The sequence below is a fragment of the Ruegeria sp. CDSA034 genome (genome assembly GCF_059612275.1).
This window is the reverse complement of record NZ_JBXWQH010000001.1, coordinates 443645-455175: the sequence shown is the minus strand read 5'-3', so window position 1 is coordinate 455175 and position 11531 is coordinate 443645. Positions and strand designations below refer to the sequence as shown.

Annotated in this window: 13 protein-coding genes; 5 read left to right on the top strand and 8 right to left on the bottom strand. The window is 57.7% G+C overall.

The window, feature by feature from the left end; genetic code table 11:
• Nucleotides 1–44: 44 nt before the first annotated feature.
• From AC2FLJ_RS02205 to AC2FLJ_RS02185, 5 genes are read right to left on the bottom strand one after another with little or no spacing between them, the layout of a single operon-like run.
• Nucleotides 45–665, bottom strand: a complete 621-nt coding sequence (locus AC2FLJ_RS02205) for an ImuA family protein (RefSeq protein WP_282168468.1) — start codon at nucleotides 663–665, stop codon at nucleotides 45–47.
• Between the two features lie 60 nt (nucleotides 666–725).
• Nucleotides 726–1307: a retropepsin-like aspartic protease family protein gene (locus AC2FLJ_RS02200; protein ID WP_058273802.1), complete on the bottom strand. Its 582-nt coding sequence runs from the start codon at nucleotides 1305–1307 to the stop codon at nucleotides 726–728.
• 39 nt (nucleotides 1308–1346) lie between these two features.
• Entirely contained in the window at nucleotides 1347–1970 is a 624-nt protein-coding gene (locus AC2FLJ_RS02195; protein WP_058273801.1) for a MarC family protein, read from the bottom strand.
• Entirely contained in the window at nucleotides 1967–2359 is a 393-nt protein-coding gene (locus AC2FLJ_RS02190; protein WP_496704341.1) for an ACT domain-containing protein, read from the bottom strand. The genes AC2FLJ_RS02195 and AC2FLJ_RS02190 overlap by 4 nt, the downstream gene beginning before the upstream one ends.
• The gene (locus tag AC2FLJ_RS02185; RefSeq protein ID WP_496704340.1) at nucleotides 2356–4206 is read right to left on the bottom strand and encodes an ABC-F family ATP-binding cassette domain-containing protein; all 1851 of its coding nucleotides are present in this window, start codon (nucleotides 4204–4206) and stop codon (nucleotides 2356–2358) included. Before AC2FLJ_RS02185 ends, AC2FLJ_RS02190 begins: the two co-directional genes overlap by 4 nt.
• A gap of 108 nt (nucleotides 4207–4314) precedes the next feature.
• Here AC2FLJ_RS02185 and AC2FLJ_RS02180 point away from each other — a divergent pair, with 108 nt between their 5' ends.
• Nucleotides 4315–5517 (top strand): multidrug effflux MFS transporter, encoded by a 1203-nt coding sequence (locus AC2FLJ_RS02180; protein WP_496704339.1) that lies wholly within the window; start codon nucleotides 4315–4317, stop codon nucleotides 5515–5517.
• Between the two features lie 114 nt (nucleotides 5518–5631).
• Entirely contained in the window at nucleotides 5632–6054 is a 423-nt protein-coding gene (gene ndk, locus AC2FLJ_RS02175; RefSeq protein ID WP_058273797.1) for a nucleoside-diphosphate kinase, read from the top strand.
• 57 nt (nucleotides 6055–6111) lie between these two features.
• On the opposite strand, the gene AC2FLJ_RS02170 is transcribed toward ndk, so the two are convergent.
• Nucleotides 6112–6459, bottom strand: coding sequence for a TfoX/Sxy family DNA transformation protein (locus AC2FLJ_RS02170; protein WP_496704338.1), 348 nt, complete (start codon nucleotides 6457–6459; stop codon nucleotides 6112–6114).
• A gap of 162 nt (nucleotides 6460–6621) precedes the next feature.
• Between AC2FLJ_RS02170 and AC2FLJ_RS02165 the strand changes: the two genes are divergently transcribed.
• The 3 genes from AC2FLJ_RS02165 to AC2FLJ_RS02155 are packed head-to-tail and all read left to right on the top strand — an operon-like array spanning nucleotide 6622 to nucleotide 9359.
• Entirely contained in the window at nucleotides 6622–8136 is a 1515-nt protein-coding gene (locus tag AC2FLJ_RS02165; protein ID WP_496704337.1) for a CHAD domain-containing protein, read from the top strand.
• A gap of 3 nt (nucleotides 8137–8139) precedes the next feature.
• Entirely contained in the window at nucleotides 8140–8895 is a 756-nt protein-coding gene (locus AC2FLJ_RS02160; protein ID WP_496704336.1) for a ParA family protein, read from the top strand.
• Nucleotides 8892–9359, top strand: a complete 468-nt coding sequence (locus AC2FLJ_RS02155) for a CYTH domain-containing protein (RefSeq protein WP_496704335.1) — start codon at nucleotides 8892–8894, stop codon at nucleotides 9357–9359. The genes AC2FLJ_RS02160 and AC2FLJ_RS02155 overlap by 4 nt, the downstream gene beginning before the upstream one ends.
• Here the strand turns inward: AC2FLJ_RS02155 and AC2FLJ_RS02150 are convergent.
• Nucleotides 9356–10726, bottom strand: coding sequence for a sensor histidine kinase (locus AC2FLJ_RS02150; RefSeq protein WP_496704334.1), 1371 nt, complete (start codon nucleotides 10724–10726; stop codon nucleotides 9356–9358). The genes AC2FLJ_RS02155 and AC2FLJ_RS02150 overlap by 4 nt on opposite strands.
• Nucleotides 10719–11399: a response regulator transcription factor gene (locus AC2FLJ_RS02145; RefSeq protein WP_058273791.1), complete on the bottom strand. Its 681-nt coding sequence runs from the start codon at nucleotides 11397–11399 to the stop codon at nucleotides 10719–10721. Before AC2FLJ_RS02145 ends, AC2FLJ_RS02150 begins: the two co-directional genes overlap by 8 nt.
• Between the last annotated feature and the right edge of the window lie 132 nt (nucleotides 11400–11531).

Sequence of the window (11531 nt, the reverse complement as noted above, 5' to 3'; positions counted from 1 at the left end):
GGCCTGTGCTTTGGCCAGTCACAAACCCCGTGAGGGGCGCGTGATCACACGGGTGTGTCTTCTGTAGCGATCTGTTGCAGGTGCAGACCGGCGCGCGGTTTGGTCTGCGTGGCATGCCAGCTGACCGGGGGCAGGGCGCGGGCGCGGCGGCGGGTCAGGGTCCAGCGCCGGGCCTCCCCCTGATGGTTTGCGGCCATGTGCCAGCGCGTCTCTACCCCCTGTGCACCACCGTCGCCGGGGGTCAGCAGCACCCCAAGCGGGGCACGCCCCATCGCACCACCCTGTTCTGCGGCCAGATGCATGCGCCGCACTGGCGTCAGCCCCGGCGCGCCCGGCAGATCACCGACAACCAAAGGCATGGCCGCGCTGCGCAGGGCCTCTTCTACGCACCACAGCAGATCTTCGGACCGGGTCGGGCGCACAAAGATGAACCGGGCGGGATCGGTAAAGGCCATCATGCCATCAGGGTTAAGCTGGCCGGGCTCCCATGCGGGCGCGATCCACAGCACCGGCCCCTGCATCTGCCCCGCCAGCCACATGGCAAAGCTGCGCCGGGCGGGGCCGCAGGCCTCGTGCACGCGGGCCAGTTGCAGTCTGATCTGCGGATGAAGATCTATCCCCGGCACCTCACGTGCGGGTTTGCGGCCAAGAAGATGTGTAGACATGCCGTCAGGCTAGCATGTTCTTATTTTGTTCTCAATCGTGGAGTTGCGGCAACGGATGCCTTAGCGAGACAAAAGCAGGCGGCCATTGGCGAACTGGATATTCGAGAACCGATGCAGGTAATCCATACCCAGCAAGGATTTGTCCAATTCCCCTTCGTTTACCCAGGCCGAGATATTCTGGTCCGTGATTGGCCCCAATGCCAGCGTGTCCAGGCGCACTGGCGCGGTCCGCACAACGCCATTGGCCGTGTTTGCCCGGCCGAAATAATTCAACTGATCGGGATCAATGCCAACACGTTCGGCGTCCCGCGAGCTTAAGACAATCTGGCTTGCGCCGGTGTCCACCAGAAAGGTGATCGGTTCTCCGTTCACATCAATGGGCAGATAATAGTGCCCGTCGGAGGCGCGCGGAACCTCTATGGTCTGGCCGGTGACAGTCATTTGCGGGGCAGGGCCAACAGTGGTGCGGATGTCTTCCCACAGGCCGACAACGGCAATGACACCGATAAAGATAAAGACCCACGCCAAAGCCTGCTGCAGCGTTTTGTTCAGAGACTGGCGGTTTTGTGCGACAAACCACGCCACAACGGCCGTACCAAGCACGGCCAGATATACCAAACGTCCAATGTTGTCGCCGTCCATAGCGCTCCTCACCATATTCTCTGAAAGATATATGGGGTTTTACGACGCAAAACCAAAGGCCTTGAGGCCGTCCAGGATGAATTGAACCGACAACGCCGCCAGCAGCATCCCCAACAGCCGCGTCAATACGTTCAGGCCGGTTTTGCCCAGCAAACGCGCAATCAAGCCGCCGGACAGGAAGAAGGTCAAAACCACAGCCATGACGGCCAGCATGACGATACAGGCCTCGACAATGCCAAGAATGCCCGGGTGCTGTCCGGCCAGCAGGATAATCGTCGCAATTGATCCGGGACCGGCGACCAGCGGAATGGCCAGCGGGAACACGGACGGGTCGTGGTGTTCCTCTTCTTCCTCGACCCGGTCTTCACGGCGTTTGGTGCGTCGTTCGAACAGCATGTCCAATGCTGTAAGGAACAACAACGCGCCCCCGGCGACCTTGAAGGCCTCCATCGAGATACCGACAAAACCCAGCACCGCTTCGCCAAAGGCGGCAAAGGCAATGAGTATGCCAGAGGCCACGGCACAGGTGCGATAGGCCGTCCGGCGACGGGCGCGGGCGTCCATGTCCTGAGTTAAAGCCACAAAAATCGGCGCGGTGCCAAAGGGGTCAATCACCACGAACAGGGTGGTGAAGGCAGTGATGAAAAAGGCGAGGTCGATCATTTGCCGGCACCTTGTTGGAGGTCTAACAGAACGGCCACAGCTTTTTCCGCCAGATTGCTTGGAACATAGACGTGGTCGTGGTGATACCCCGCGACCATGTTTGCCGGAATGTCACTTTGTGCAAGAGCATCGGACACAGCGGCAGTCAAGCCAACGCCTTCTAGTGAGGAATGAACCCGCAAGGTGATGCACTTCATACTGATGGCGCCAGCGGGTGCTGCGTCGTTGGGCACGATAAGGGACAGACCTTCGGCCTCCATACAACTGGCCCGCGTTCCTTTGGGCCAGGCTTTGTCATGCGGCCAAACGACAAAGGCAAATTCCCCGTCCTGAAGTTCAGGGCGCATGCCTGCGATCATGGCAGTCGTTTCGATTACGGGTTTCGTCATGTCGCTTCGGCTTTTTCCAGGCGTTCGGCTGCGACGACCCAAAGCGCCTCGGCTTTTTGCATGGCTTCGACCACTTCGGCAAATTTCCGGTTCCACGTTGCAAGATCGTTTTTCCTGTCGTCCTCGTAAAGCGCAGGATCTGCCAGTTTGGCCGACAGTTTATCATGCATATCCGTAAGCTTCTCGATCCGGTCCTCGCATTTGCGAAGGTCCGCCCGCAGGCTCAGCACTGCCTCGCGCGAAGGGCGCTTGGGCTTGATCACTTGCGGTTTCTCTTTGGCCGGTTTGTCGCGTCCCAGCAGCATGGTGCGATAGGTCTCGAGATCTCCCTCGAAAGGTTTGACCGTTCCGTCCGAAACCAGCCACAGATGGTCCGCGACCAGCGACAATAGGTGCATATCGTGGCTGACCAGAACCACCGCACCAGAATAGGCGGTCAACGCCTCGACTAATGCCTCACGGCTTTCGATATCCAGGTGGTTGGTCGGCTCGTCCAAGATCAACATATGCGGCGCGTCGATGGTGGCGATCAGCAGAGACAGGCGTGCCTTTTGGCCGCCCGATAGACGACCAACCTTGGTTTCAGCCTGATCCGCGTTCAACCCGAATCCCGCCAGACGCGACCGCCACTTGCCCGGCACCTCGTTCGGGCGCAGGCGGCGCAGGTGGTCCAGCGGCGTTTCGTCCACATAAAGCTCATCAACCTGATGCTGCGCAAAATAACCAATCCGCAACTTGTTGCTGCGGGTCATCTTGCCCGCCATCAGGGGAAGGCGGTCGGACAGCAGCTTGGACAGGGTCGACTTGCCCTGACCGTTCTTGCCCAGCAGCGCGATACGGTCATCCTGATCAATACGCAGGTTCAAGCGGCGCAGCACCTCGGTTTCACCATAGCCCGTCACGCCGCCTTCAATCTGGATGATCGGCGGGGACAGCTCTTCTGGCTCGGGGAAGGAGAATGCGCGCAGAGCGGCCTCTTGAGGGGTTGAAACCAGCTGAATGCGCTCGATCATTTTCAGGCGTGACTGGGCCTGAACCGCCTTGGATGCCTTGTAGCGGAAGCGATCCACGAAACTCTGCAGATGGGCGATCCGGGCCTTGGCTTTCACGTTCTCGGATTCCGCCTGTGCCAGCCGTTCAGCGCGGCGTTCGGCGAATTTGTCATAAGGAACCGCGTAATAGGTCAGTTTGCGGTCTTCCAAATGCAGGATCGACCCCACCGCGCGGTTCAGCAACCCGCGGTCGTGGCTGATGATGATGACGGTGTGCGGATATTTGGCCAAATAGCTTTCCAGCCACAGCGCACCTTCGAGGTCCAGGTAGTTCGTCGGTTCGTCCAGCAACAGCAGATCGGGCTGAGAAAACAGCACCGCCGCCAGCGCCACGCGCATCCGCCAGCCGCCCGAGAAATCGGAGCAGGGCCTCAACTGGTCGTCATCATCAAACCCAAGACCTTTGAGGATCGAGGCGGCGCGCGCTTCGGCGGACCAGGCGTCGATATCTACCAGGCGGGTCTGGATTTCGGCGATACGTGTGGGATCGGTCGCGGTGTCGGCCTCGTCCATCAGCGCGCTGCGCTCGGTATCGGCGGCCAGAACCGTGTTGATCAGCGACACATCCGAGGAGGGCACCTCTTGCGCCACTCCGCCAATTCGGGCGCGCTTCGGGACATTGATATTGCCTGACTCCAGCGCCAATTCGCCCCGGATCAGTCGGAACAGGGTTGTCTTCCCCGTGCCGTTCCGCCCCACAAGGCCAACCTTGTGGCCGTCGGGAATAGTCGCACTGGCCCCATCGAACAGGGGGCGGCCTTCAACGGCGTAGGTTATGTCTTGAATCCGTAGCATGACGCGCTCTTAGCAGAGCCTTGGTGCCGCCGCCAGCAGCTTGATATTTTCAATATCCAGGCAATGTGTTAGCGCTGATCCGGTTGGCATTACTCGACGGTTTTCATCATGCGCGCGGCTCAGACGCCTCCTTCTTTGGTCACTTTGATCTTCGCCACGGCGTTGTCGGTTTTGTCGTTGAACATGTTCCTGCCGTCGCTTGCGAGGATGGCCGAGGGGTTTCAGGTCGACTACGGACTGATTAACCTGTCAGTCGCCGGGTATTTGGCGGTATCCGCCGTGTTGCAATTGATCATGGGGCCGTTGTCCGACCGATATGGTCGCAGACCGATCCTGTTGATTTGCATGGCAGTTTTCACAGTGGCCTCCGTTGGCTGCGTATTGGCCGAGTCGATCTGGATATTCCTCGGCTTCCGTCTGCTTCAAGCAGCGGTGGTGGCCGGGCCCGTGCTGTCCAGCGCCTCGATCCGGGATCTCTATACCCCGAACGAGGCCGCCAGCAAACTGGGTTATGTTGCGATGGCAATGGCTTTGGCACCGATGCTTGGCCCGATGCTGGGCGGCGCACTGGATATGCTGTTCGGTTGGCGAGCCGGGTTCATATTGTACTCGGTCCTGGGGGCGGGGATGCTGGTGCTCTTGTGGGCGGACATGGGTGAGACAAATGCAAACCGATCCGCAACATTCTCGGCTCAGTTAAAGGAATACCCACACCTGTTTCGCGCGCGTCGGTTCTGGGGTTACGCGCTGTGCGCGGCATTCTCGATCGGCGGGTTCTTCAGCTTTATCACCGGTGCGCCACTGGTCGCCGCGGTCTGGTTCGACCTGAGCCCTGCCATGCTGGGTCTGGGGATCGGAATTATTACCGGCGGCTTCATGGTGGGCAATTTCATCACCGGGCGTATCGCAGCACACACGAAGCTGACGACGATGATCCTGATCGGTCGGGTCGTTGCCTCTATTGGGCCTTTCTGCGGGTTGCTGCTGTTCACAGCAGGTCTGGGTTCAGTCTGGGTATTCTTCGGATCGGCCATTTGCGTGGGCTTCGGTAACGGGCTGACGAATGCGAACGCCTCGGCCGGGGTAATGTCCGTGAGACCCAATCTGGCGGGCAGCGCCGCGGGGCTATCTGGTGCGTTGATCGTGGCGTTGGGCGCAGTTCTGACCTTGATGACCGGCGCGTTTGTTAGCCCTGAAAATGGGCCCTTTCTGGTGTTGGGCATGATGTTCGCCAGCAGCTTTGTCGGATTGCTTGCGGTGCTTTACGTTCGCCGGATCGACGCGTCAGAGCCCTTGCCGGACACAATCTGATGGCCAAGACCCACTGGCGCAATCATTCCACTTTTCATGAGGCACATACCGTGTTAGGCGGCGCGCGATGGATTTCGGCGCGTACCTCGCGCCATATAGTAAGGAGAGGCCGATATGGCACTGGAACGCACATTCTCGATCATCAAACCTGATGCAACCCGTCGCAACCTGACTGGCAAGATCAACGCCAAGTTCGAAGACGCTGGCCTGCGCATCGTTGCGCAAAAGCGCATTCACATGACCAAAGCTCAGGCTGGCAAGTTCTACGACGTACACGCCGAGCGTCCGTTCTATGACGAACTGTGCGAATTCATGTCCTCCGAGCCGGTTATCGTTCAGGTTCTGGAAGGCGAAGGCGCCATTGCCAAGAACCGCGAAGTCATGGGCGCAACCAACCCCGCAGACGCAGCACCCGGCACCATCCGCGCGGAGTTCGCTGAATCGGTTGGCGAAAACTCGGTCCACGGTTCGGACGCGCCTGAAACTGCTGCGGTTGAAATCGCATACTTCTTCTCGGGCATCGAACTGGTCGGCTAATCCGCCGTCAGACGAAGTTCAGGGCCGTATCCCATTGGGGGTGCGGCCTTTTTCGTTTCAGACCTCTTTAAGATCTTTCGGTGCAACGCGTATGCCAATTGCATCCAGATCAGAAATCATCTGGGTTTCCGGGGCGGTACTAACGCTGGATTTTATTGCGTCGAACTTTACGCGCAGCGCCTTCTTTTCCTCGCCCTTGCAGTCGTTCCAGGGGCGCCCCTGCAATCCCATCACCAGCACGTAGTATCCGATGAAGTGCGGCCGGGTGCCCGCCTGTAATAGCCCTGCATAGGCCTCATCCGCCCCCAAATCGCGCAATTCCTGCGCAGACTGAATGCCTGCGCGTGCGCAGGATTGCTCAAAAGCCGGGCCGAGATTGCGGATTGATGAAACAGGATCAGACATCCGCCCGTCTTAGCCAAATGCCCGGACAGAGTCATTCGGTTGTTCGAGCTAAATCAGATGTTCTGGTCATTGCTGTTGATTAACGGAGTTAGTCGTTGATCGGATCGCAGGAGTATGAATTCATAATGACGTACTGGATCCTCGGTGAAAGGGACGCTTTTAATGGCTCGGGTCAAAAACTGTTTTGTTATTCCGGGCACATTCGATGAGGCTGGTTTTACTAAATCTTTGAAAGAATTGGCATTGCGGTTCGAGGCCGCTGAACCTGCTGGAAATTTTGATATTCTGGATTGTCATGACCAATCCCTCAGGTCATCTGCCAAGGTTTTGATCCAAACCGACGGGGCATTGTTTTTGTTGCGCGGCGGTAGAGCCAAAACCCAGCTGCGCACGGGTAAAGGCAAGTTCGTTAAGGATTTGCCTGAAGGACCCGTCAAAGCGGGCCTCGCTGGCTTTCCCAAGTTGCGCGCGTTGATGAGCGTCGGAGCGGGCAGGGTCGAATACCGCTCGTTTGCCATTCTGGGTGACCTGCAAAAGACGCAAGTGCGTGGCACGATGATGTTGATGTCCTCGGATCAGGGGCAGGTAACAGTTGTAACCGTTCAACACATGCGCGGATATGACCGGGCGTATAAGACTGTTTGTGAAAAGCTGACGAAATTGGAGGGTGGCAAAAGCAAGGCTAAGCCATTGTTCGACTGGTTGTTTCCCGACGCGACCATATACAAGGCCAAGCCCGAAATCCGCGTTAGTAAACAAGAGCCATCAATCGAGGTCGCCACCGACATCATTCGCACCTATCTGGCGGTCGCGCGCCAGAATGAAGCGGGCGTGATCGATGATATCGATACTGAATTTTTGCATGACTACCGCGTTTCCCTGCGCCGCGTGCGATCTGTGATCAGCCTGTTCAAGGGGGTTCTCTCGCCTGAACAAACCGCTGCATTAAAGCGCGAGTTTTCCGGTCTGATGGAACCCACTGGCCGAGCGCGGGATTTGGACGTCTATCTGTTGGAAAAAGACAGTTACTTCAATCTGATACCGCCGAACCTTCATGAAGGTGCCGTGGCCATGTTTGCGCAATTCGAAAAGGAACGCAGCCAGGCACTTGGACGTATGTCTCGGCGCTTTCGGACGCAGAGCTATGACAATCAGATGAAAAAGTTGACCGAGCTTTTCGCTGATCCGGCCAACCTGCAGCCTGGCCCAAATGCAGATCGGCCTGCTTATGAATACGCGCGCGCCCTGATCTGGAAGCGATATCGCAAAACCTGCAAACTGGCGCGCGGCATTACGCCAAACACGCCTGACGAAGCTGTGCATAATCTGCGGATCGACTGCAAAAAACTGCGTTATCTTATGGAGTTCTTTGCGCCTTTGTTTGACGCAAAGGCATTTAAAACGATCATCAAGCCATTGAAAAAGCTGCAGGATAATTTGGGTCTATTCAATGATTTCTCAGTCCAACAAGAGGCGCTTCTGAGCTTTGTTAAACAGCACACCAATATGCAAGGCCGCGCTGATGCGCAGTTGGCCTTATCCGTGGGAGGGCTGATTTCTGTTCTGGATCAGCGCCAATTGGCGGAACGTGACCGTGTCATCGCAAGTTTCAAGCATTTCGACAGCCCGGACATCCGGCACCTGTTCCGCAGTTTGTTTCATCAAAAGGAGGGCTGAGAAGTGAAGATCATTGCCTGTTACAGCAACAAGGGCGGTGTGGGTAAAACCGCGACCTCGGTCAATCTGGCCCATGCTTACGCGGCAGCGGGGCACAGTGTTTTGCTATGCGACCTGGATCCGCAAGGGGCGTCTGGGTTTTATCTGCGCGTCAAACCATCCAAAAAACTGACAGATGCAACGTTCTTTGAGGATGTCGCACGGTTTACCAAGTCCATTCGCGCCAGTGACTTCGAGGGGCTGGACGTGCTGCCAGCAAACATGACCTTTCGGGATTTTGACGTCTTCCTGTCACGGATGCGGAACAAGCGGTCGCGGCTGAAAAAAGCGCTGATCTCGGCGGGCAGCGATTATGAGGTGATCATTCTGGATTGCCCGCCCAACTTTTCGACCCTGTCGGAAAACATCTTCAAAGCGGCCGATCAGATCGTGGTTCCGGTCATCCCGACGACTCTGTCTGAACGGTCTTTCGATCAGTTGGTTGGGTTTTTTGATGCCAACAAGTTGTCGAAGAAAAAGCTGACGGCATTCTTTTCCATGGTGCAACAGCGCAAGACCCTGCACCTTGAGACTATGGATGCGATGCGAAAGCTGTATCGCAAGCGGTTCCTGCGCAGCTCAATCCCGTTTGCGGCGGATATCGAACGGATGGGGCAAAACCGTGCGCCGGTCAGTGAATTCGCCCCGCGCAGCGCAGCCAGCTTAGCATATCAAAAGCTGTACGATGAGATGGAAAACGGAGTTATTTCAAAGCGATGAGCACCGAAATTGAACGCAAGTTCCTGGTGGCGGAACTGCCTGACCTGAGCGGCGCGGATAAGGCCGTCGTACGTCAAGGCTATCTGACCGCGCCGGACGATTCCACGGAACTGCGTCTGCGGCAGAAGAATGACAAGCACTTTTTGACGCTCAAAGGGGCGGGATCCTTGGTGCGGGTGGAACGCGAGGCCGAGATCACGGCCGAGCAATTCGAAACCTTCTGGCCGGAAACCGAAGGACGTCGGGTTGAGAAAGAACGCTATACCGGAAAAATGCCAGACGGACGGGTGTTTGAGCTGGACATCTTTCTGGGAAACCTCGCGCCGCTGCGGCTGGTCGAGGTGGAGTTCGACACAGAGGCCGAGGCGCAGGCATACACGCCGCCCGACTGGTTCGGAACGGATGTGACGGCAGATAAACGATACAAAAACAAGATGATGGCGATCAATGGTGTGCCAATCTAGGGCTTACGCGCCAGTTTAATTGTTGCCTCAAGACCCGGGTCGCAATTGCGCGCCTCGAATGCGCCCTGATGCATGTGAGAAATCGCCGCCACCAGCGCCAGGCCCAGGCCTGAGTTGCGCTCGGTCCTTGCGGGATCGAGCGTCACAAAGGGCACCTGCAGGCGTGGCAAATCCTCTTCAGGGACACCCGGGCCCCGATCACGCACGCTCAGGCAGGTGTAAGGACCGCTTTCTGACAGGGTGATCGTGATTGCCGTCTTTTCCGGGGCATAACGCATGGCATTTTCCAGAAGATTTGACAGCGCTTGAGACAGAAGCGGGCGGTGCCCCTGAACAGTGTGGGCGGTGCCGACGACCTCCAGCGAGATGCCCTGATCGGCGGCAACTGGTTCGTACAGCTCGACGACGTCGCCAATCAGTTGCTGCAGATCCACGGGTTCGAATTGTTCCCGCCCGACACCGGCTTCGGCGCGTGAGATTTCAGTCAATTGCCCCAGAACACGCAGCACGTGGTTGATCTCTGCCGTAGCGCGGGCCACGTCGACCTCGCGATCCAGATCACTTTTGGACGGGTCAGACAGCGACTCGACCCTTTGACGCAAGCGGGACAGGGGGGATCGCAAGTCATGCGCGATTGAATTTGAGGTTGTGCGCAGATTGCTGATCAGTTCCTCAATCCGGTCCAACATGCTGTTCAAGGTTCCGGCCACTTGATCCAGCTCATCCCCGGTTCCGCGCAAGGGCATGCGACGGGACAGATCACCTGACACGATGTTTTCCGCCGTTCCCGCAAATTCGGACAGGCGCGTGAACACCAGCCGGGTGAAAAGCCAGCCGGTCAAAAGGCTTAGCGCCAGTGCAATGGCTAAGGCCAAGCCAACCGCGCGCAACAGCGCCCTGTCGAATTGTTGCCGCGCGAGGGCATCGCGCCCAACCAGCAGGCGTTCGCCGCCGGGCAGGCGAACTGAGGCGGCCGAGATCGGCACCAACTGGTCGTTATCGGCGCGGCGAAGATCCAGATCGACCCAACCGCTGCCTGCCGTGACATCCGCAGGCCAGTGCTTGAGGTTACCGGCCAGCTTCACACCGAACCGGTCGGTCAAAAGATACAGCGCATCCCGCTCGGACGCGGTTGGAATCCTGCGTTCAATGGCTTGCAACAGCCCGAACAGACCGCGTCGTTCGTATTCATCTGCCAGGCCTGTCAGTTCGGCGGACACCACCGAGCGGGTCTCACCCTCGATACTGCGATTGGCGGTGAAGTATACAAGCCCCAGCACAATTGCCGTCAGCAACGTGCTGAGGACCATGCTGGCAAGGACGAGGCGGGTACGGGAATTATTGAACGAAAGTCGCAAGTTATCCATCGGATATCATGTAACCCGCACCTCGAACCGTTTCAATCAATGGCGGCCTGTCGCCTTCATCCAGCTGGCGGCGCAGCTTTGATATATGGACGTCGACCACGTTGGTATTCGGGTCGAAATGATAATCCCAGACACCTTCCAGCAACATTGTGCGCGATACAACGCGGTTCTTGCGGCGCAGAAAGAACTCAAGGATCTGGAACTCACGCGGGGTCAGGGAAATCTCTTGTCCGTCGCGAGTGACTTTACGAGTCAGCAAGTCCATCTCAAGATCGCGGCAGGTCAGCGTCGCGGTTTCCTCAGATTCCTGCGGGCGTCGCAACAGGGCTTCGATCCGCGCATGCAGTTCTTGGAACGAAAACGGTTTGACCAGATAGTCATCCGCACCCGAACGTAAGCCCTTGACCCGTTCGTCAACCGCACTCATCGCGGTCAGCATCAGGGTAGGGGTCTTGACCCCGGCCGCCCGCAAAGATCGGATTAGCGAAAGGCCATCAAGACCTGGAAGCATCCGGTCCAGCACAATGGCGTCAAACCCACCATCCGTGGCGTGGTACAATCCCTCGCGCCCGTCTGCGGCCTGCTCGACCACATAACCTTCCTCGCCAAAGCCCTTGGCGATGAACTCACGAGTGTCCTCGTCATCTTCGACGATCAGCAGGCGACGGCTCATATTTTGCGTTCCTTTCTAGCGGGATTTAAACACAAAAATCCGGCAAAGCACATGATTTGCTTAAATTACGTGCCGGGTGCGTTGCAGCGCACCCGGCAGTCTCAGCGGAATGCGGACAATTCAATCCGCCGA